The 21,469-nt window shown below is 71.1% G+C and carries 19 protein-coding genes; 7 read left to right on the top strand and 12 right to left on the bottom strand.

The genetic code is table 11. The features are described 5' to 3' along the window. Nucleotides 1–10: 10 nt before the first annotated feature. Nucleotides 11–988 carry an aldose epimerase family protein gene (locus KBY32_RS17640; RefSeq protein WP_055620773.1) on the bottom strand — a complete coding sequence of 326 codons (978 nt, stop codon included), beginning with the start codon at nt 986–988 and terminating at the stop codon, nt 11–13. A 10-nt stretch (nt 989–998) separates the two neighbouring features. Then, entirely contained in the window at nt 999–1,889 is an 891-nt protein-coding gene (locus KBY32_RS17645; protein ID WP_210980708.1) for an SGNH/GDSL hydrolase family protein, read from the bottom strand. 253 nt (nt 1,890–2,142) lie between these two features. On the opposite strand from KBY32_RS17645, the gene KBY32_RS17650 reads away from it, so the two are divergent. Continuing rightward, the gene (locus KBY32_RS17650) at nt 2,143–2,637 is read left to right on the top strand and encodes a DUF3145 domain-containing protein (protein ID WP_055620771.1); all 495 of its coding nucleotides are present in this window, start codon (nt 2,143–2,145) and stop codon (nt 2,635–2,637) included. 87 nt (nt 2,638–2,724) lie between these two features. On the opposite strand, the gene fabF is transcribed toward KBY32_RS17650, so the two are convergent. From fabF to fasR, 5 genes are all read right to left on the bottom strand, one after another. Further along, entirely contained in the window at nt 2,725–3,996 is a 1,272-nt protein-coding gene (gene fabF / locus KBY32_RS17655; protein WP_055620770.1) for a beta-ketoacyl-ACP synthase II, read from the bottom strand. A gap of 86 nt (nt 3,997–4,082) precedes the next feature. Next, a complete protein-coding gene (locus tag KBY32_RS17660) occupies nt 4,083–4,331 on the bottom strand; it encodes an acyl carrier protein (protein WP_004001566.1) in 249 nt (82 codons plus the stop codon). 109 nt (nt 4,332–4,440) lie between these two features. Further along, nucleotides 4,441–5,439 (bottom strand): ketoacyl-ACP synthase III, encoded by a 999-nt coding sequence (locus KBY32_RS17665; protein WP_210980709.1) that lies wholly within the window; start codon nt 5,437–5,439, stop codon nt 4,441–4,443. A 15-nt stretch (nt 5,440–5,454) separates the two neighbouring features. Next, on the bottom strand, nt 5,455–6,366 hold the full coding sequence (locus KBY32_RS17670) for an ACP S-malonyltransferase (RefSeq protein ID WP_210980710.1): 912 nt from the start codon (nt 6,364–6,366) through the stop codon (nt 5,455–5,457). A gap of 89 nt (nt 6,367–6,455) precedes the next feature. Beyond that, entirely contained in the window at nt 6,456–7,661 is a 1,206-nt protein-coding gene (gene fasR, locus KBY32_RS17675; RefSeq protein ID WP_055620767.1) for a fatty acid biosynthesis transcriptional regulator FasR, read from the bottom strand. 85 nt (nt 7,662–7,746) lie between these two features. On the opposite strand from fasR, the gene KBY32_RS17680 reads away from it, so the two are divergent. Next, nucleotides 7,747–8,400 (top strand): pirin family protein, encoded by a 654-nt coding sequence (locus KBY32_RS17680; protein WP_210980778.1) that lies wholly within the window; start codon nt 7,747–7,749, stop codon nt 8,398–8,400. 108 nt (nt 8,401–8,508) lie between these two features. After that, the gene (locus tag KBY32_RS17685; RefSeq protein WP_210980711.1) at nt 8,509–10,728 is read left to right on the top strand and encodes an MMPL family transporter; all 2,220 of its coding nucleotides are present in this window, start codon (nt 8,509–8,511) and stop codon (nt 10,726–10,728) included. Nucleotides 10,729–10,731: 3 nt separating this feature from the next. Here KBY32_RS17685 and KBY32_RS17690 read toward each other — a convergent pair whose 3' ends face one another. Next, complete coding sequence (locus KBY32_RS17690) at nt 10,732–11,547, bottom strand: serine hydrolase (RefSeq protein ID WP_210980712.1); 816 nt, start codon at nt 11,545–11,547, stop codon at nt 10,732–10,734. Nucleotides 11,548–11,687: 140 nt separating this feature from the next. Between KBY32_RS17690 and KBY32_RS17695 the strand changes: the two genes are divergently transcribed. Then, the gene (locus KBY32_RS17695; protein WP_108706690.1) at nt 11,688–12,170 is read left to right on the top strand and encodes a MerR family transcriptional regulator; all 483 of its coding nucleotides are present in this window, start codon (nt 11,688–11,690) and stop codon (nt 12,168–12,170) included. Continuing rightward, a complete protein-coding gene (locus KBY32_RS17700) occupies nt 12,167–13,180 on the top strand; it encodes an aldo/keto reductase (protein ID WP_210980713.1) in 1,014 nt (337 codons plus the stop codon). The genes KBY32_RS17695 and KBY32_RS17700 overlap by 4 nt, the downstream gene beginning before the upstream one ends. 6 nt (nt 13,181–13,186) lie before the next feature. On the opposite strand, the gene KBY32_RS17705 is transcribed toward KBY32_RS17700, so the two are convergent. The 3 genes from KBY32_RS17705 to KBY32_RS17715 all read right to left on the bottom strand — a co-directional run bounded on the left by KBY32_RS17705 (nt 13,187) and on the right by KBY32_RS17715 (nt 16,046). After that, complete coding sequence (locus tag KBY32_RS17705) at nt 13,187–14,050, bottom strand: DUF4429 domain-containing protein (protein WP_055620762.1); 864 nt, start codon at nt 14,048–14,050, stop codon at nt 13,187–13,189. 58 nt (nt 14,051–14,108) lie between these two features. Next, nucleotides 14,109–15,326, bottom strand: coding sequence for an alpha/beta hydrolase (locus KBY32_RS17710; RefSeq protein WP_210980714.1), 1,218 nt, complete (start codon nt 15,324–15,326; stop codon nt 14,109–14,111). Between the two features lie 93 nt (nt 15,327–15,419). Beyond that, entirely contained in the window at nt 15,420–16,046 is a 627-nt protein-coding gene (locus KBY32_RS17715; protein WP_210980715.1) for a TetR family transcriptional regulator, read from the bottom strand. A gap of 150 nt (nt 16,047–16,196) precedes the next feature. Between KBY32_RS17715 and KBY32_RS17720 the strand changes: the two genes are divergently transcribed. Next, complete coding sequence (locus tag KBY32_RS17720) at nt 16,197–17,732, top strand: MFS transporter (protein ID WP_374224955.1); 1,536 nt, start codon at nt 16,197–16,199, stop codon at nt 17,730–17,732. A 271-nt stretch (nt 17,733–18,003) separates the two neighbouring features. Further along, entirely contained in the window at nt 18,004–18,309 is a 306-nt protein-coding gene (locus tag KBY32_RS17725; protein WP_210980717.1) for a small hydrophobic protein, read from the top strand. Nucleotides 18,310–18,458: 149 nt separating this feature from the next. On the opposite strand, the gene aceE is transcribed toward KBY32_RS17725, so the two are convergent. Then, nucleotides 18,459–21,206, bottom strand: a complete 2,748-nt coding sequence (aceE, locus tag KBY32_RS17730; RefSeq protein ID WP_210980718.1) for a pyruvate dehydrogenase (acetyl-transferring), homodimeric type — start codon at nt 21,204–21,206, stop codon at nt 18,459–18,461. Nucleotides 21,207–21,469 lie beyond the last annotated feature (263 nt).

The following is a 21,469-nucleotide window of genomic DNA, read 5'->3' on the forward strand; positions in this document are numbered from 1 at the left end:
TCGGCGCCTGTCAGCGCGCCGAGAAGGCGTACACCGTCTCCGAGCGGTACACCTCGCCGGGCCGCAGCACCGTGCTCGGGAAGTCCGGCCGGTTCGGGGAGTCCGGGAAGTGCTGTGTCTCCAGCGCGACGCCGTCACCGGGGGAGAAGGGCTCCTCGATCTGGTCGGCGGTGTAGAGCTGCAGGCCGGGCTCGGTGGTGGACACCGTCAGCACCCGCCCGCTCGAGGGGTCGTACAGCTCGGCGACCTCCCGCGCGTCCTTGGTCACCCCCTTGTCCAGCGCGAAGTTGTGGTCGTACCCGGAGCCGACCTTGCGCGCCTGGCGGAAGTCGAAGCGGGTGCCCGTGACGTCCTCCAGGACGCCGGTCGGGATGAGGTCCGCGTCGACCGGGGTGAACCGGGAGGCGTCGAGCCGCAGTTCATGACCGCCCGCGTCACCGGACCCGGCCCCGGCGAGGTTGAAGTAGCTGTGGTTGGTCAGATTGACCACGGTGGGCGCGTCCGTCACCGCCTCGTACACGAACCGCAGCGCCCCGCCGTCCTCCAGCGTGTACGTCGCGGTCACCTCCAGCCGCCCCGGGAAGCCCTCCTCGCCGTGCGGGCTGACCCGGGTCAGCCGCAGCCCGTGCTCGACCGGCGCCACGTCCCACACCCGCTTGTCGAACCCGCGGGCACCGCCGTGCAGGGAGTTCGGCGGCGTGTTGGGGTCGAGCGCGTAGGTGACGCCGTCCAGCGGGAAGCGGCCGCCCGCGATCCGGTTGGCGTACCGGCCGATCAGAGCGCCGAGATACGGCCCGGGATGCGTCACATACCCGTCGAGATCGGCGAACCCGAGGACCACGTCCGCCGTCCGGCCGTCCCGGTCGGGCACCTCCAGTGACTGCACGATCCCGCCGTACGACAGGACTCGCACCCGAACGCCCGCGCGCTCCAGGGTCCAGCGGTGGACCTCCGTGCCGTCGGAAAGTGTGCCGAAGTGTTCGCTCATGAGCGGAACACTAGTTCGTGACCGTCCGGTAGGCGATCTCCGCCAGCCGGGCCTGACCGTCGACGCTCGGATGGAAGAAGTCCCACTGGCTCAACTGCGCCTGCCCGAACCGGAAGTCGTGCACCGCCCCGCCGTCGAAGCGGCACCGGCGGTCCTTCGCGCAGACGTCCTTCAGCACCGTGTTGTACGCCTCGACCCGGTCCTGCACGGTGGACCGGCGCTGCTTCGCCCCCGCCGTCAGGGACTCCGCGTCCCCCAGCATCGACGGGCAGATCCCCAGCTTCCACACCTGCAGGCCCATCGGGCTGGTGCGGCCCTGCTCCCACAGCCGCATCAGATTCGGCACGCTCGCCACGTACACCTGCGACTTCGGCAGCGACCGGCGCAGGGTGCGCAGCGCCTCCTCGAAGCTCGCGCGGAACTCCGCGACCGGTGTCATCGAGTCGACCGACCTGCGGCAGGCGTCGTTGGCGCCCGCCATCACCGTGACCAGCTCCGGCCGGTGCGTCACGGCCCGCGCCATCTGGGCGGGCACGTCCTCCATCCGGGCCCCGGTCACCGCGAGGTTCCAGCTGCGGTCCGCCGCCTTCGTCCGGCCCAGCAGCCGCACCGCCAGACTGTCCACCGAGGCCCGGCTCCCGGTCGCCCAGGACACCTCGGGGCAGTCCGACAGGACCGCACAGGCGTCGAAGCCGGTCGTGATGGAGTCGCCCACCGCCGCGACGGAGGCCGGACTGCGGTCCCACACCGGCGTCGGCTTCGGTGACGGCCGCGCGCCCCGCGCCTCGGTCCCGGACGGCGCGGGGGAGGCCCCGCCCACGGCGTCACAGCCGGCCGCGCCCAGCACGGCCGCGGCCACGGCGGCGAGGACGGCGCGCGAGACATGCCGTGGCTTCCGCATACCCGTCCATCCCCTCGTCGGACCCGTCGAAGTGTCCAACCCATGACACCGCACCCGGGTTCCCGGGCCGCGCATGCAACGGCTCACACCCGCACAAGCGTCCTGCCGGGTGAATGGCGGGCGTTTCACGGCCCCGGGACCGACGGTACGTCACACTCCTTGCGCCGCCGCACGGTAGCCTCGCCTCAAACGTGGCTCCCCGGCCACGATCGTCCGCCAGTTCGCAAGATGTCCGCTCAGCCCGGAGGTCCCGGTGACGACACGTGGAGTTCTGTACGTGCACTCCGCGCCGCGCGCGTTGTGCCCGCATGTCGAGTGGGCCGTCGCCGGGGTGCTCGGCGCGCGCGTCAACCTCGACTGGATCCGGCAGCCCGCCGCGCCCGGCACCTGGCGCTCGGAGTTCTCCTGGCAGGGCGAGGCCGGCACCGCGTCCAAGCTGGCGTCCGCCCTGCGCGGCTGGCAACTGCTGCGCTTCGAGGTGACGGCCGAGCCGTGCCCCACCGCCGAGGGCGAGCGCTACAGCTGCACCCCCGACCTGGGCATCTTCCACGCCGTCACCGGTATGCACGGCGACATCCTGATCCCCGAGGACCGGCTGCGCGCCGCGCTGACCCGCGCCCAGCGCGAGGAGACCGACCTGGAGGCGGAGATCGCCAAGCTGCTGGGCAAGCCCTGGGACGACGAACTGGAGCCCTTCCGCTACGCCGGCGAGGGCGCGCCGGTGCGCTGGCTGCACCAGGTGGTCTGACTCCCGCTCACCTCCTGGCACACGAAGGGCACACGAAAGGGCCCCCGCCTCGAAGGCGGGGGCCCTTCCCGTGCGTACGGGGGTCGCTCAGACCGTCCGGAACGCCAGCACCACGTTGTGGCCGCCGAAGCCGAACGAGTCGTTCAGCGCCGCGATACGGCCCTCCACGGGCAGCTTGCGGGCCTCGCCGCGGACCACGTCGGCGTTCGCCTCGGCCTCCGGGTCGAGGTTCTCCACGTTGATGGTCGGCGGGGCCACCCGGTGGTAGAGCGCCAGCACGGCCGCCACGCTCTCGACACCGCCGGCGCCGCCCAGCAGATGGCCGGTCATCGACTTGGTCGCCGAGACGGCCATGTGGTCGGCGTCGTCGCCGAAGACCTTGCGCAGCGCCTTCAGTTCGGCGATGTCACCGGCCGGGGTCGACGTGGCGTGCGCGTTCACGTGCACGATCTCCGCCGGGTCCAGGTCGGTGCGGTCCAGCAGGTTCTGCAGGGCGTGCGAGATGCCGCGGCCCTCCGGCTCCGGCTGCACGATGTCGTGGGCGTCGGCGGAGATGCCCTGCCCGACCGCCTCGGCGTACACGCGGGCGCCGCGCTTGGCGGCGTGCTCCGCGGACTCCAGGACGATCACGCCGGCGCCCTCGCCGAGGACGAAGCCGTCGCGGGCGACGTCGTAGGGACGCGAGGCGCCCTGCGGGTCGTCGTTGTTCTTGGACATCGCCATCATGTTGCCGAACGCGGCGATCGGCAGCGGGTGGATGGCCGCCTCCGTGCCGCCCGCGATCACCACGTCGGCACGGCCGCTGCGGATCATCTCGATGGCGTAGCCGATGGCCTCGGCGCCCGAGGCGCACGCCGACACCGGCGTGTGCACGCCCGCGCGGGCGCCCACGGCCAGACCGACGTTCGCGGAGGGGCCGTTCGGCATCAGCATGGGGACGGTGTGCGGGGAGACGCGGCGGACGCCCTTCTCCTTCAGCACGTCGTACTGGTCGAGCAGCGTCGTCACACCGCCGATGCCGGAGGCGATGACCGCGCCCAGCCGGTCGGGGTCGACGTTCGGGTCCTCACCGGCCTTGGCCTCGAAACCGGCGTCCTTCCACGCCTCCTGGGCGGCGATCAGCGCGAACTGCGCCGAGCGGTCCAGGCGGCGGGCCTGCGGCCGCGGGATGACCTCGGTGGGCTCCACCGCGATCGTCGCGGCGATACGGACCGCCTGGTCGGCGGCCCACTCCTGCTCCAGGGGCTTGACGCCGGAACGTCCGGCGACCAGGCCCTCCCAGGTAGAGGCTGCGTCGCCACCCAGCGGTGTGGTTGCGCCGATACCGGTGACGACCACGGTGCGATTGGTCGGGCTCACGGGAACTCTTTCTCCAACGGATACGAGGATTCAGCGGCGCCACCGCCGGGTGGCGGGGCAGTCGGCCCAGAGGCCGGATCGGCGGATCAGCCCTGGTGCTTGAGGATGTAGTCGGTCGCGTCGCCGACGGTCTTGAGGTTCTTGACGTCCTCGTCGGGGATCTTCACGTCGAAGCGCTCCTCGGCGGCGACGACGACCTCGACCATGGACAGCGAGTCGACGTCCAGGTCGTCGGTGAAGGACTTGTCCAGCTGGACGTCCTCGACCGGGATGCCGGCGATCTCGTTCACGATGTCGGCGAGACCGGCGACGATCTCTTCCTGAGTGGCGGCCATGGTGGCGCTCCTTCGTTGTTGTTCAGGTTCTTCAGAGGGTTGGGCGCCCGCCGCACGAGCGGCAGGTGGTGCGCGTCCCGCGCCGGTTCAATGATCCGGCACGGAGTGCCTAGGGGAGAGTAACGACCGTGGCGGCGTAGACGAGACCCGCCCCGAATCCGATGACGAGCGCGGTGTCGCCGCTCTTCGCCTCGCCGGTCGCCAGGAGCCGCTCCATCGCGAGCGGGATCGAGGCGGCCGAGGTGTTGCCGGTGGTGCGCACGTCACGGGCGACCGTGACATGCTCCGGCAGCTTGAGTGTCTTCACCATCGAGTCGATGATCCGCTCGTTGGCCTGGTGCGGGATGAAGACGTCCAGGTCGTCCGGGCTGATCCCGGCCGCGTCCAGCGCCTGCTGGGCGACCTTCGCCATCTCGAACACGGCCCAGCGGAAGACCGCCTGGCCCTCCTGCGTGATCGCGGGGAACTTGTCCGTGGAGCTGTCGTACTCGTTCCACGGCACGGTCTGCTTGATCGTCTCGGACTTGTCGCCCTCGGAACCCCAGACCGTGGGGCCGATCGCCGGCTCCTGGGAGGGGCCCACGACGACCGCGCCGGCGCCGTCGCCGAACAGGAAGGCCGTCGCGCGGTCCTCCAGGTCGGTGAGGTCGCTCAGCCGCTCCACGCCGATCACCAGCACGTACTCGGCGCTGCCCTCGACGATCATGCCCTTGGCGAGGGTCAGGCCGTAGCCGAAGCCCGCGCAGCCGGCCGAGATGTCGAAGGCGGCGGCCTTGTTCGTGCCGAGCTTGTCGGCGATCTCGGTGGCGACGGCCGGGGTCTGCTTGAAGTGCGAGACGGTCGAGACGATCACGCCGCCGATCTGCTCGGCGGAGATGCCGGCGTCGGCGATCGCCTTGCCGGACGCCTCGATGGACATCGCGGCGACGGTCTCCTCGTCGTTCGCCCAGTGCCGCGTCTGGATGCCGGAGCGCGAACGGATCCACTCGTCGGACGAGTCGATCTTCTCCAGGATCACCTCGTTGGGCACGACCCGCGTGGGCCGGTACCCGCCCACGCCGAGGACGCGCGCGTACGGGGCGCCCTTGCTGGGCTTCAGCTTCGCCATGCTCCGGGCTCCTTGTCAGGCGTGCTCTGCGACGAGCTCGCGAGCAGCGTCGAGATCGTCGGGGGTCTTCAGCGCCAGGGTCTTCACACCCGGCAGTGCGCGCTTGGCCAGACCGGTCAGCGTGCCGCCCGGGCACGCCTCGATCAGGGCCGTCACGCCGAGCTCCTTGAAGGTCTCCATGCACAGGTCCCAGCGGACCGGGTTGGCGACCTGGCCGACGAGACGCTCCAGCACCTCGGCGCCGGTGGTCACCGTCCTGCCGTCCTTGTTGGAGACGTAGGCGACCGTCGGGTCGGCCGGGACGAGCTCCTTGGCCGCCTCGGCCAGCTTCTCCACGGCCGGGCCCATGTGGTGCGTGTGGAACGCGCCGGCGACCTTCAGCGGGACGACCTTGCGCACGCCCTCGGGCTTGTCCTCGCCCAGCGCGGCGAGCTGCTCCATGGTGCCTGCGGCCACGATCTGCCCGGCGCCGTTCATGTTCGCCGGGGTCAGACCCAGCTTCTCCATGTGGGCGACGCTGACCTCGGGGTCGCCGCCGAGCAGCGCCGACATGCCGGTCTCGGTGATCGCGGCGGCCTCGGCCATCGCCAGGCCCCGCTTGCGTACGAGGGTCAGCGCGGCGGTGTCGTCGAGGACGCCCGCGTAGGCGGCCGCGGTGATCTCACCGACGCTGTGGCCGGCGACGGCGCCGGGGACGATGTCACCCAGTGCCGCGGCGGACAGCAGACCGGCCGCGACGAGCAGCGGCTGGGCCACCGCGGTGTCCCGGATGGCGTCCGCGTCGGCCTGCGTCCCGTAGTGGGCGAGGTCCAGTCCGATGGCGTCCGACCAGGCGCCGAGGCGGTCGGCGGCACCGGGCAGTTCGAGCCAGGGGGTCAGGAAGCCGGGCGTCTGGGCGCCCTGGCCGGGAGCGACGAGTACGAGCACTCTCACACTCTCTCTTGGGGACGGCCGACGCCGCCCGTGGGGACAAGGACGAAGAACACGAGGGGGTTTTGTGGGCCCCCGACAAAAGACTAGAGCTGGAGATCACCGTCGGCCAGGCGCCCCAGGATCAGCGCGATTCGCAGTGTGAACGCGGAGCGTACATCGGACGGTGACCAGCCGGTGACGTCAGTCACACGTCGAAGCCGGTAGCGCACGGTGTTGGGATGCACGAACAGCATCCGTGCCGCGCCCTCCAGACTGCTCGCCTGTTCGAGATAGACGGAGAGCGTCTCCAGCAGAGCCGACCCCGCCTCCTCCAGCGGTCTGTAGATCTCCTCCACCAACTGTTCGCGCGCACTGGGATCTCCGGCTATGGCGCGCTCCGGGAGGAGGTCGTCCGCGAGGACCGGGCGGGGCGCGTCCTGCCAGGCCGTGCACGCCTTCAGGCCGGCCGCGGCGGCCTGCGCGGACCGGGTCGCGGCCAGCAGGTCCGGTACGACGGGCCCGGCCACCACGGGCCCGGCCGCATACGGTCCGATCAGCGACTTCGCCACGGCGAGCGGGTTGTCGCTGCCGCCCGCGATCACCACGAGCCGGTCCCCGAGCACCCCGGTCAGTACCTGGAGCTTGGCGTGCCGGGCGGCCCGCCGGATGGCCTCCACGGTCAGCTCGCTGTCGCCGTCGGGCGCCGTCCCGAGCACCACGCACACATGCTCCGGCGAATTCCATCCCAGCGCCGCCGCCCGGGAGACGGCCCCCTCGTCGGCCTCGCCGCTGAGCACGGCGTTGACCACCAGGGACTCCAGCCGGGCGTCCCAGGCACCGCGTGCCTCGGCGGCCTGGGCGTAGACCTGCGCGGTCGCGAAGGCGATCTCCCGGGCGTACACGAGGAGCGCCTCGCGCAGCACCCGCTCGTCGCCGGGGGCCGCGACCTCGTCGATCGCCGACTCCATGACCTCGATGGTGGTGCGCACCATCTCCACGGTCTGCCGCAGCGTGATGGCCCGGGTCAGCTCGCGCGGCGCGGTGCCGAACACGTCGGTGGAGATGGCCTGCGGGGCGTCGGGATGCCGGAACCACTCGGTGAACGCGGCGATACCGGCCTGGGCGACGAGACCGATCCAGGAACGGTTCTCCGGGGGCATGGCCCGGTACCACGGCAGCGTCTCGTCCATGCGCGCGATGGCCTGCGCGGCGAGCGAGCCGGACGACTTCTCCAGTCGCTTCAGGGTCGCGGCGTGGGCGTGGACGTCGTGCGCGGCGGCTTCGGACTTTCGGGTTACGGGTTCGGGCACGGGGACAAGACTGCCTTATCGGGACGCCGGTGCGTGCCGGAGGGTCGCCCGCGGGCTCCCCGGTGGGTCTACGGTGGTCCCCGTGATGGACGTACGGCGCGCCGCTGAGCGCTATCCGGGAGGGGATCCGGCAGCGGGCATCACCTCCCGCCACGCCTTCTCCTTCGGACCCCACTACGACCCGGACAACCTCCGCTTCGGCGCGGTCATCGCCTGCAACGAGGAGCGGCTCGCGCCCGGCGCCGGCTTCGACGAGCACCCGCACAGCCACACCGAGATCGTGACCTGGGTGGTCGAGGGCGAGCTGACCCACCGCGACTCCACCGGCCACGCCACCGTGGTGCGCCCCGGCGACGTCCAGCGGCTCAGCTCGGCGGGCGGCGTCCGGCACGTCGAACGCAACGACGCCGACGTGCCCCTGGTCTTCGTGCAGACCTGGCTCGCGCCCCTGTCGCCGGGCGGCGATCCGGCGTACGAGATCGTCCACGGCATCGCGGACTCCACCCCGTACGCCGTCCCCGAGGCCGGCGCGATGCTCCATGTACGGCGGCTCACGGCGGGGGAGCGGACGGCGGTACCGGACGCCGCGTATCTGTACCTGCATGTGGCGCGGGGCGAGGTGCGGCTGGCCGGGGAGGAGCTGGGCCCCGGCGACGCGGCGCGGATCACCGGCGCCGCGGACCTGGAGGCGGTCGCGCTGGCCCCGGCGGAGCTGCTGGTCTGGGAGATGACCGGCTGACCGGCGTCAGCCGAACGGCCCACGGCGGGCCCGGCACGGGATGCCGGAACGATCTCCCCGGCATCCAATGAAGAGGTCAGTGACCGCTCGGCAGAGAAGAGCCGGGGCATGGCCGGCAAGACCACGGAGGTGCGGGGCGACGCCCCGAGGGGGGGACTGCGCCGGCTCGGCGAGTGGTGCGCACGGCACTTCGTGATCGTGATCGCCGCCTGGGTCGTGGCCCTCGGCGTGCTCCAGGCCCTCAACCACATCCACGGCGGCGAGTACTCCGACAACTTCGCCCTGTCCGACGTGCAGTCCGAGAAGGGCCTGGACGTCCTGAAGGCGCACGATCCGCAGGCCGGCGGGTACAGCAGCCAGATCGTCCTGCACGACGCGGACAAGCCCCTCAGCTCCTTCGGCTCGCAGCTGTCGACGGCCGTCTCCGACCTCCAGAAGCTGCCGCACGTCCTGAGCGTGCAGAATCCGCTGGAGGCCACCTCCTCCAAGGTCGGGCCGCTGTCCTCGGACGGGAAGACCGGGTACATCACCATCCGCTTCGACGAGCAGCCCTCGCTGCTCGGCGACAGCTATCTGGACGGCGTCGACAGCGCCGTGGAGCCGCTGCGGCAGGCCGGTGTCGAGGTCGAGTACGGCGGATCGCTCGGCGAGCTGGAGCGGCCCGCCGGCAACGACCGGATCAGCGAGGCCATCGGGTTCGGCGTCGCCGTCGTCGTCCTGCTGGTCGGCTTCGGCAGTGTGATCGCGGCCGTCCTGCCGCTGCTCTCCGCCCTGATCGCCGTGGTCGGCGGACTGGCCTGCCTCGGACTGCTCGCCCTCGCCTTCACCTTCGCCACGGTCTCGCCCACGCTGGCCACGATGATCGGTCTCGGCGTCGGCATCGACTACGCGCTCTTTCTGCTCACCCGGCACCGGCAGAACCTCATGGACGGCGCCGACCCGGTGCGCGCCGCCGGGCACGCCGCGGCCACCAGCGGACGCGCGGTCCTGGTCTCCGGCACCACGGTCATCGTGGCCCTGATGGGCCTGTGGGTGTCCGGTGTGACCTTCATCGGGCTGCTCGGTGTCGCCGCAGCCGTCACCGTCGTCTCCGCCGTGCTCGGCGCGCTGACCCTGGTCCCGGCCCTGCTCGGACTGGTCGGACGTGCCATCGACCGCTGGCATGTGCGCAGGCCCATCGCCGAGACCGAGGCGGGCGGCGACACGGCACAGGGCACCTGGCACCGGTACGCCAAGCGCGTCGAGCACCATCCGTGGCGGTATCTGTCCGCCGGTGTGGTCACCGTCGCGGTGCTCGCCATCCCCGTCTTCTCGATCCAGCTCGGGCACATCGGCGACGGCGCCGACCCCACGTCCTTCACCGACCGGCGGGCCTTCGACCTGATGACGGACGCCTTCGGCGCGGGCTCCAACGGACCGCTGACCGTCGTCGTCGACCAGAGCGACGTACCGGACTCCCAGCGCTCCGACCTGGCCTCGAAGACCCAGCAGGCGCTGAACGACGAGTCCGGGACGTCCTTCGTCAGCCCGCTGCAGCCGACACAGGACGGCGACGTGCTGGTCGGCACGGTCTATTCGTCGGTGTCCCCGCAGAACAAGGACACCACCGACCTCGTCAACCGCCTCTACGACCACACGCTCCCGGACGCGGCGTCCGGCACCGCCGCCAAGGGCTATGTCACCGGGACCACGGCCGCCCAGGTCGACTTCCGCGACATCGTCGCCGAACGGCTGGCCTGGATCATCCTCGTCGTGGTCGGCCTGGCGTTCCTGATCGTCCTCGCCGTCTTCCGCGGCCTGCTGGTCGCCGTGAAGGCGGCCGTCCTCAACGTCCTGTCGATCGCGGCCTCGTACGGCGTCGTCGTCGCCGTCTTCCAGTGGGGCTGGGGCGGGCCCGCGCTGGGCGTGCACGGCAAGGTGCCCATCGAGAGCTATGTGCCGATGATGATGTTCGCGATCATCTTCGGCCTGAGCATGGACTACGAGATCTTCCTGCTCTCCCGGGTGCACGAGGCGTGGAAGCGGACCGGCGACGCCAAGGACTCCGTCGCCCACGCGCTGGAGATCACCGCCCGGGTCATCACCTGCGCTGCCCTGATCATGGTGAGCGTCTTCGCGGCCTTCATCATCAGCGACAACATCGTGGTCAAGATGCTGGGGCTGGGGCTCGCCGTCAGCGTGCTCATCGACGCGACCGTGGTCCGGCTGCTCATGGTGCCCGCCGTGATGACCCTGCTGGGCGAGCACGCCTGGTGGACCCCCCGGTGGCTGGACCGGATCCTGCCGCACATCGACACCGAGGGGACCGGAGAGAAGCTCGGCCGGTGACCGTCAGATCTCGGCGAGCACCGCGTCCGTGAACGGCGGCCACACCTCGGCCGCCCACGGCCCGAACGCCCGGTCCGCCAGCGCCACACAGGCCACGCCCGCGTCCGGATCGATCCACAGGAACGTCCCCGACTGGCCGAAGTGCCCGAAGGTGCGCGGCGAGGACGAGGCGCCCGTCCAGTGCGGCGCCTTGCCGTCCCGGATCTCGAAGCCCAGCCCCCAGTCGTTGGGGTTCTGGTGCCCGTACCCCGGCAGGACCCCCTTCGTCCCCGGGTACTGCACGCTCATGGCCTCGGCGACCGTGCGCGGGTCCAGCAGCCGGGGCGTCTGCACCTCCGCCGCGAACCGCAGCAGATCCCCGACCGTCGACACGGCGTCCTTCGCCGGGGAACCCTCCAGCGAGGTGTCCGTCATGCCCAGCGGCTCCAGCACCGCCTGCCGCAGATACTCCCCGAACGGGATGTCGGTCGCCTTGGCGATGTGGTCGCCGAGCTGCTCGAACCCGGCGTTGGAGTACAGCCGCCGCTCCCCGGGCGGGGCCGTCACCCGGTGCTCGTCGAAGGCGAGGCCCGAGGTGTGCGCGAGCAGATGCCGCACGGTCGAGCCCTCGGGCCCCGCCGGCTCGTCGAGCTCTATCGCGCCCTCCTCGTAGGCGACCAGCGCCGCGTACGCGGCCAGCGGCTTGGTCACCGAGGCCAGGGGGAAGCGGTGTGCGACGGGACCGTGGGTACCGAGGACCGTGCCGTCGGCGCGGACGACCCCGGCGGCGGCGGTGGGAACAGGCCAGTTCTCGATCAGTGCGAGGCTGCTCAGCGACATGCCGTCGAGCTTAGGGGGTGTCTTGTCGATCATGCCGGGCTCCCGTACGGCAGGCGGGCCGCGGGGATCAGGCCAGGTCCCACCCGTTTCTCACCGTTCTCCTTGCTTGGAGCGCACTCCAAGGTCATAGCGTGGACGGTATGACGGTGATGGAGACCACGAGCACCGACAGCTGCGCCGCCCCGCCGCGCCCGGACCGGCGCCCCCAGGGCCAGGACAGCTACACGATCAGCGAGGTCGTCGCGTTCACCGGCCTGACGGCCCACACCCTGCGCTGGTACGAGCGCATCGGCCTCATGCCGCACATCGACCGCTCGCACACCGGCCAGCGCCGCTACAGCAACCGGGACCTGGACTGGCTCGACCTCGTCGGCAAGCTGCGGCTCACCGGGATGCCGGTCGCCGACATGGTCCGCTACGCCGAGCTGGTGCGCGAAGGCGACCACACCTTCGGCGAGCGCTTCGAGCTGCTGGAGACGACCCGCCGCGACGTCCTCGCCCGGATCGCAGAACTGCAGGACACGCTGGCGGTGCTCGACCGGAAGATCAACTTCTACGCCGACGCGGGACGCCTCCACGAGCGGCAGGCGTACACCGAGCAGAAGACGGAGCAGGCCGGATGAGCGACGGCAGGATCACGACGGCACGCCTCGGCGCGGACGGCCCCGAGGTGGGCGTCCAGGGCCTCGGCTGCATGGGCATGAGCTTCGCCTACGGACCGTCCGACGCGGACGCGTCCCGGGCCACCCTGGGGCGGGCACTGGACCTGGGCGTCACGCTGTACGACACGGCGGACGCGTACGGCAGCGGCGAGAACGAACGGTTCCTCGCGCCCTTCTTCAAGGCCCACCGCGACGAGGTGGTGATCGCCACCAAGTTCGGTCTGGCGATCCACCCCGACGACGCCACGAAGCGGATCATCCGCAACGACGAGCCCTACATACGCCGCTGCGTCGAGGCGAGCCTGAAGCGGCTGGACGTCGACGTCATCGACCTCTACTACATGCACCGCCGCCAGGTGGAGATCCCCCTGGAGGACACCGTCGGCGTGATGGCCGAACTGGTCCGCGAGGGCAAGGTGCGGCAGCTGGGCCTGAGCGAGGTCACGGCCGGTGAGCTGCGGCAGGCGCAGGCCGTGCACCCGATCGCGGCCGTGCAGTCCGAGTGGTCGCTGTTCAGCCGTGACATCGAGACCGGCGTCGTCCCGGCCGCCCGCGAGCTGGGTGTGACCCTGGTGCCGTACTCCCCGCTGGGCCGGGGCTTCCTCACCGGCTCGTTCGCCCGGGCCGAGGAGCTGAGCGCGGACGACTTCCGCCGTCAGCAGCCCCGGTACACGGGCGAGAACGCCGCGGCCAACGCGGCCCTGCTCGACCCGATCCGCGCGATCGCGGAGGCGCGGGGCGCGACGCCCGGGCAGATCGCCCTGGCCTGGGTCCAGCAGCGCGCGGCGGTGCACGGCCTGCCCGTCGTCCCGATCCCGGGCACCCGCAGCCCGGCCCGGGTGGAGGAGAACACGGCGGCGACCAGGATCGAGCTGGACGCGGCGGAACTGGCTCTGCTGGAGCCGCTGGCGGACCGGGTGTCCGGCACCCGGTACGCGGACATGTCCTTCACGTCCGCCGGCCGGGAGTAGGCGGGCTCACAGCTCGGCGAGCAACTCCGCCTTCTTGCCCGCGAACTCCTCGTCGGTGACGAGCCCGGCCTGGTGCAGTTCGCCCAGGTGGCGGATCCGCTCGGCGATGTCGGCCGGGTCGCGCCGCGGTGCCCCGGCCGGCGCCGCGGTCACCGGTCCGGCGCGGCGCACGGCCTCGAGCACGGCGGCGGCGAAGGGCAGCGACTCGTGCACCGGCCCGTAGCCCAGCCCGAAGACGACGGCCGCCGGGTCCTGGTCGGCCTGTGCCGGCTGGGCCTGCGCGGCGTCGCGGCGCAGCAGCCGCAGATGCCCCTCGAAGAGCTCGGGGGAGCGCCACTCGACGCCGCTCAGCTCCGACACAGGGAAGCTCTGGTCGCCGGCCTTCCACTTCGCCGAGGACGCACCGGTCCAGAACCACCTGAAATGGACTATTTTCCCGTCAAATGACGCTTTCCCGTCATATGCCTTGAACTGCAAGGGCACTTCGGGCGCGCCCACGAGAAAGTCCTCGGCCGCGGAGGGGTCCTCCGTCAGCCGGTCGCGCACCTCGTCGCGGTAGTACTCGGCGAGCGTCTCGCGCTCGGCCGGCAGCACCAGCCGGTACGGATCGCTTCCTTCCTTCAGCTGCCCCGCGGCGGCCGTCAGCAACGGATCGGCGCCGGGGCGCAGTTCGAGGCGCAGCACCACGGTCCCGCGCCGGCCCGGAGTCAGCGTCGCGCCGGCGATCGCCCGGTAGGGGACACGGCGCTCCCCGAGCGCCTGGAACAGCTTCGGTGTCCGAAGGCCCCGTTCGTAGCGGATGAGCACGGAGTCGGACTCGAACTCCCAGGCGGCATGAAATCCGGCCAGTACGTCACCCATGCGGCTCATCGTATGCGGCACGTGTTCCTCCGTCCCCACCCCGCGCACACCGCAATTCCTTCCGTCTCTACGCGCGTCCGGCCGACGCGGCGTCGGACAGGCCCGCACGGCACCCGACCGTGTCGTCGGCGCACCGCACCGACTCGTACGCGCCGACCCCGATCTCCGCGAAGTTCGTCACACTCTCCGTGCCGGGCTCGAAGTAGCCGCTGTGGCCCTTCGCGTCCCGCGCCGACAGCACCCGCGCCCCGAACACCGAGGACACCGGGTCCTCGCCGTGCCCGAGCCCGCCGAGCTCCAGATACGGCACGTCCTGCACCCAGTCGTCGGCGTCCCGCATCGCCCACACATGCGCGGACGTGCGCAGCTGCGAGGCCCGCTCCACCCGCATGCCGGGGCTGCCCGCCACCGCTATGTCGGTCACCCGGCCCGGCAGTTCACGTGCGGCCAGACCGCACAGCACCGAGCCGTAGCTGTGACAGAACAGGGAGACGGGCGAACGGCCGGGCAGCGCGCGCACCAGCGCGTTCAGCCGTACGGCCCCGTCGGCGGCGCGGGTCGCGGTCGCCGAGTCGAGTCCGAGACCGCCGGGCGAGGTGTAGTCCGCCCAGGCGATGACGGCCGTACGCGTCCTGGGCGCGGCCCGGCGCTCGGCGTCGTACAGGGAACGGGCCATGCCGACCGGCGCGGAGTACGCGCGGTGCGTGCGCTGGAAGGTGAGCACGTCGGTGTCGACGCCGGGGACGACGACCGAGACCCGCTCGGCCCGCTCCAGGTCGCCGAAGACCTCCGCGGCCCGTCCGGTGCCGGCCGGGTCGAAGGCGAGGATCCGGCGGTCGGAGCGCAGCAGCACCCCGAAGCGCTCGGCGCGGCGTGCCGCCTCGCGCTGCCCGTCCGGCGTGAGCCCCTTGTCGTGCACCCGCTTGCGCTCCACCTCGCGCGCCTCGCCGAGCGCCACCCGATTGGCCCGGTAGCGCAGTTCGACGGGCGCGCCGTTCATGTTGCCGATCGCGAGCGGATAGCGGCGTACGAGATGGGCGCGCTGGTGCTCGGTCAGCGAGTCGAAGAACGCGGCGAGCCGGGTGGGCGGGGAGTCCGCCGCCGGAAGCCGGTGGCCGGCGATGCTGCCGTGCTCCCAGGCGCTGATCGAGGCCTGGAGCGGCGCGGCACCGCGATGGTGCCGCAGGGCGGTCCAGCCCGTGGTCGCCAGCATCACGAACACGACGGCCAGAGCGAGCAGTGCGCGCCAGACGTTCAGCTGCGGGGTGGTGTCGAAGGAAGTCACTGGGAGGACACACTAGGAGAACGAGAGGGTCTCGCGTTAACCAAGTGACGGGTATCACGTTTTGATCAAGGTGGCGTGAACACGCCGATCTTCTCAGTGTGTTCGCCAGCTCCCGGTGAGTGCCGGACCCACCTGTTCCAGGTACTGGACCGTCAACGCCCGTATGGCGTCCAGGCTCGCCTCCTCGCCGGTGCTCCACCGGCGCTCCGTGAGCCGCATCACCCCGCCGAACACGGCCACCGCCAGCCGCGGCCGCGGATCGGCGTCGACGTCGACGCCCTCCCGCTCGGCCAGCACCCGCGCGATCGCCTCCTCCGTCTCCAGCGAGCGCCGCAGATGCGCGGCGAGCAGCACCGGCGTCGACTCGATGACCTGGTACATGCGCAGGAACACCTCGACCGGCGCCACCGACTCGACGACCTCGCTGAGGCTGTCCCAGCTCTCCAGGACGGCCTGCCGCAGCGCCTCCATCGGGGGCTCGTGCGCCGGCCGCTCGCGCACCGCCTGCAGGAAGTGCGTCTCCGTCATCTCCTGGAGCGCGAGGGCGGCCTCCTCCTTGCCGGCGAAGTACCGGAAGAACGTGCGTTGCGACACCTCGACCGCGTCGGCGATGTCGTCGACGGTCGTGTCCTCGTACCCGCGTGTCGTGAAGAGCTCCAGCGCGGTCCGCAGCAGCGCTTCCCGGGTGCGCTGTTTCTTGCGTTCGCGCAGTGTTTCCATATGTGTCAGTTACCGACTTGTGAATTGGTTTGTCAATTGTCAGTGACTGTCACTAGCCTCGAACACATGACTAGTCAGACCACCATCGACACGACGGGGTCGGGGGGCGACGCACCGGCGGTCCCCTCCGACGCGACGTCGGCCAAGGGGATGCGCGGACACCCCTGGCTCACGCTCATCACCGTCGCAGTGGGGGTCATGATGGTGGCCCTCGACGGCACCATCGTGGCCATCGCCAACCCCGCCATCGGCGACGACCTGAAAGCCAGCTGGTCCGATCTGCAGTGGATCACCAACGCGTACTTCCTCGCGCTGGCCGTCTCGCTGATCACCGCCGGCAAGCTCGGCGACCGCTTCGGGCACCGCCAGACCTTCCTCATCGGCGTGGCGGGCTTCGCCGCCTCCTCCGCCGCCATCGGGCTGTCCCAGGGCATCACGATGGTCATCGTCTTCCGTGTCTTCCAGGGCCTCTTCGGCGCCCTGCTGATGCCGGCCGCGCTCGGCCTGCTGCGCGCGACCTTCCCGGCCGAGAAGCTCAACATGGCCATCGGCATCTGGGGCATGGTCATCGGCGCCTCCACGGCCGGCGGCCCGATCCTCGGCGGTGTCCTCGTCGAGCACGTCAACTGGCAGTCGGTGTTCTTCATCAACGTGCCGGTCGGCGTCCTCGCCGTCGCGCTCGGCGTGTGGATCCTCCTCGACCACCGCGCGGAGAACGCGCCGCGCTCCTTCGACCTGCTCGGCATCGCCCTGCTGTCCGCCGCGGTGTTCTGCCTCGTCTGGGCCATCATCAAGGCCCCCGAGTGGGGCTGGGGCGACACCGGCGTCTGGGCGTTCATCATCGTCTCGCTCGCCAGCTTCGGGTTCTTCGCCTACTGGGAGACGAAGGTCAAGGAGCCCCTCGTCCCGCTGGGCCTCTTCCGCTCGGTCCCGCTGTCCGCGGGTGTCGTGCTGATGGTCCTGATGGCCATCTCCTTCATGGGCGGCCTGTTCTTCGTCACCTTCTATCTGCAGGGTGTCCGCGGTCTGGGCCCGGTCGACGCCGGTCTGCACCTGCTGCCCCTGACCGGCATGATGATCGTCGGCTCCCCGCTCGCGGGCGCCATGATCACCAAGGTCGGCCCGCGCGTCCCGCTCGCGGGCGGCATGGCCCTCACCGCGCTCGCCATGTACGGCATGTCGACGCTCGACACCAACACCGGCAGCGGTGTGATGTCGCTCTGGTTCGCCCTGCTCGGCCTGGGTCTCGCCCCCGTCATGGTCGGCGCCACCGAGGTCATCGTGGGCAACGCCCCGCTGGAGCTGTCCGGTGTCGCCGGCGGTCTGCAGCAGTCCGCGATGCAGGTCGGCGGAAGCCTCGGTACGGCGGTGCTGGGCGCCGTCATGGCCTCGAAGGTCGACAGCGACCTCCCGGGCAACTGGACGGACGCGGGACTGCCGCCGCTGGCCCCGGAGCAGCTCGAAGGGGCGGCGACGGCCGTGCAGAAGGGCGGCGCCCCGGTTCCCCCGGGCACCCCCGAGGCCATCGCCGCCAAGATCACGGACGTCGCCCACGACACCTTCATCTCCGGTATGAGCGCGGCCTCGCTGGTCGCCGCCGGCGTGGCCGTCGTCGCCGTCCTCGTCGCCTTCCTCACCAAGAGGGGCGAGAACGCGGGCGCCGGCGCGGGCGCCGCACACATCTGACGCGTGCGAACGGAGGGGTTCGCGGCGGGAGTTCCCTCATCAGGGTGACAACCGCCGCGGACCCCTCCCGTCGTCCGGCGCCTCAGGTGACAGTAAGTCAAGCCCTCCGTACGGCATGGTCCACGGGCAGATGGACGCCGTGGGGGAGGGCGACCGCGGCCGGCGGCGCGCTGCCGGAGGGGGACGGCGCGCCGACGGTCCGGCCCGCGCGGGCATGAAGTCCGCCGCATCGGTTACTCGTCAAGTCCAACGCCGAACCAGGGAGTTGACGATGGCGGGCTTCGGACACGGCACGCGCAGGCACCCCCGCTCACGTGGCCGGACGTGGTCACGGACCGGGCCGGATCGCGCGACGCTGGGAATCGTCGGAGCCATCTGCGCGATCGCCGGATTCTTCGTACTGGGCATCATCCTCGGCCCGGTGGCGATCGTCTGCGGCTGGCTGGCCATGGGCCGCTCATGGTCGGGAGCCCGCCCGGCACCTGCCCTGGTGGCGCTGGTCCTGGGTGTGATCGACACGCTGCTGGCGGTCATCTGGCTGGCCGGCGCGGCCACCCCGGGCATGGGCCTGGCCTGACGCGCCTCGCCGCGCGGTGAACGGCGACGGCGGCGCGTCACCCGGCGCCCTGATGTTCCCCTTCAGTACCTGACCTTCCGCACATGACGACGGGGTGGGGCGCACCGCGGATCACCCGAGGTGCGCCCCACCCCGTCGCTCTGTCTTCCTTACGCGTCGCCGCCGGCCGCGCCCGGGTCCGCCGCCGACACGTCGAGCAGCTGGTACCGGTCGATCGCCTGCTTCAGCGCCGAACGGTCCACCTTGCCCTCCTTCGCCAGCTCGGTGAGCACCGCCAGCACGATCGAGTGCGCGTCGATGTGGAAGAACCGCCGCGCCGCACCGCGCGTGTCCGCGAAGCCGAAGCCGTCGGCCCCCAGCGACTGGTACGTGCCCGGCACCCAGCGCGCGATCTGGTCCGGCACCGCCCGCATCCAGTCGGAGACGGCCACGAACGGCCCCTCGGCGCTGCTGAGCTTGCGCGTCACGTACGGCACGCGCTGCTCCTCCTCCGGATGCAGCAGGTTGTGCTCCTCGCAGGCCACCGCCTCGCGCCGCAGTTCGTTCCAGGAGGTCGCCGACCAGACGTCCGCCTTGACGTTCCACTCCTCGGCGAGGATCTTCTGCGCCTCCAGGGCCCACGGCACGGCCACACCGGACGCCATGATCTGCGCCGGCACCGCGCCGGAGGCGCCCTGGCTCAGCTGGTACACGCCCTTGAGGATGCCCTCGACGTCGACGTCCGCCGGCTCGGCCGGGTGCTGGATCGGCTCGTTGTAGACGGTGAGGTAGTAGAAGACGTCCTCGCCGTGCGGGTGCTCGGCGTCGCCGCCGTACATCCGGCGCAGACCGTCCTGGACGATGTGCGCGATCTCGTAGCCGTACGCCGGGTCGTAGGCGACACAGCCCGGGTTGGTCGACGCGAGCAGTTGCGAGTGCCCGTCCGCGTGCTGCAGGCCCTCACCGGTCAGCGTCGTACGCCCGGCGGTGGCGCCCAGGACGAAACCGCGCGCCAGCTGGTCGGCCATCTGCCAGAACTGGTCACCGGTGCGCTGGAAACCGAACATCGAGTAGAAGACGTACACCGGGATCAGCGGCTCGCCGTGGGTGGCGTAGGCCGAGCCCGCCGCGATCAGGGAGGCGGTGCAGCCCGCCTCCGAGATGCCGTCGTGCAGCATCTGGCCCTGCGGGGACTCCTTGTAGGCGAGGAGCAGATCGCGGTCCACCGACTCGTACTGCTGGCCGAGCGGGTTGTAGATCTTCGCACTCGGGAAGAACGAGTCCATGCCGAACGTGCGGTACTCGTCCGGCGCGATCAGCACGAACCGCCTGCCGAGCTCCTTGTCCCGCATGAGGTCCTTCAGCAGCCGGACGAACGCCATGGTCGTGGCGATCGACTGCTGACCGGAGCCCTTCTTCACGGTCGCGTACGTCTTGTCGTCCGGCAGGGCCAGCGGCTTGGACCGCACGACCCGGGTGGGCACATAGCCGCCGAGGCTCCGGCGGCGGTCGTGCATGTACTGGATCTCCTCGGAGTCGCGCCCCGGGTGGTAGTACGGCGGGAGCCCGCTCTCCAGCTCCTTGTCCGCGATCGGCAGATGCAGCCGGTCGCGGAAGCGCTTGAGGTCGTCGACCGTCAGCTTCTTCATCTGGTGCGTGGCGTTGCGGCCCTCGAAGTTGGGGCCGAGGGTCCAGCCCTTGATCGTCTTGGCGAGGATCACCGTCGGCTGGCCCTTGTGCGCCTTGGCCGCCGAGAACGCCGCGAAGATCTTCCGGTGGTCGTGACCGCCGCGCCCCAGGTGCAGGATCTGGTCGTCGGTCATGCCCTCGACCATCGCGCGCAGCCGCTGGTCGTCGCCGAAGAAGTGCTCGCGGATGTACGCGCCGGTCTCGGTGGCGTACGTCTGGAACTGGCCGTCCGGCGTGGTGTTCATCTTGTTGACCAGGATGCCGTCGCGGTCCTGTGCGAGCAGCGGGTCCCACGAGCGGTCCCAGATCAGCTTGATCACGTTCCAGCCGGCGCCGCGGAAGATCGACTCCAGCTCCTGGATGACCTTGCCGTTGCCCCGGACGGGGCCGTCGAGGCGCTGCAGATTGCAGTTCACCACGAACGTCAGGTTGTCCAGGCTCTCGCGCGCGGCGATGGACAGCTGGCCGAGCGACTCCGGCTCGTCCATCTCGCCGTCGCCCAGGAAAGCCCACACATGCGACTTGGAGGTGTCCGCGATGCCGCGCGCCTCCATGTAGCGGTTCATCCGCGCCTGGTAGATCGCGCCGATCGGGCCGAGGCCCATGGACACGGTCGGGAACTCCCAGAAGTCCGGCATCAGCCGGGGGTGCGGGTACGACGACAGGCCGTGCGGCGCCTTGGACTTCTCCTGGCGGAACGCGTCCAGGTTCTGCTCGCTGAGGCGGTCCAGCAGGTACGCGCGGGCGTAGATGCCCGGGGAGGCGTGCCCCTGGAAGAAGACCTGGTCGCCGCCGTCGCCCTCGTCCTTGCCGCGGAAGAAGTGGTTGAAGCCGACGTCGTAGAGCGAGGCGGAGGAGGCGAACGTGGCGATGTGGCCGCCGACGCCGATGCCGGGGCGCTGGGCCCGCGACACCATCACCGCGGCGTTCCACCGGGTGGCGTTCAGGATGCGGCGCTCGATCTCCTCGTTGCCCGGGAAGAACGGCTCGTCCTTGGTGGCGATCGTGTTGACGTAGTCCGTGCTGCGCATCTCGGGCACGGCGACGCGCTTCTCGCGGGCCCGCTCGATCAGGCGCAGCATCAGGTACCGGGCCCGCTCCCGGCCGCGCTCGTCCACGGCGGCGTCGAGCGAGTCGAGCCACTCCTGCGTTTCCTCGGGATCGAAGTCAGGAACCTGACTCGGAAGGCCGCCAATGATGATCGGGTTGCGATCTGAACCGGAAGCCACGCTGTTCCTTACCTGTCGGAGGGCCGTGTTTCTGGGGACTCTGGGTGCCAGCACCGCTCCCCATCGTGTACCTCGGGGGGCCGGACGTCATCTTTACTGCGAGGTAACCGCCGGTCCGGACAACGGTCGAGACCCCCTAGAGGGTTCCCAAACTCACAAAGGGGGCACATTGGTGTGGTGCACGTCACCATGGAGCCGTGTTCGCGTGCCAGGAGTTGCGGTGACACGTTCCGGATCGTCACCGTTTCGGCGGTCCGGACGGC

This window comes from Streptomyces sp. RK62 (assembly GCF_018070255.1).
Lineage (GTDB): Bacteria > Actinomycetota > Actinomycetes > Streptomycetales > Streptomycetaceae > Streptomyces > Streptomyces nigra.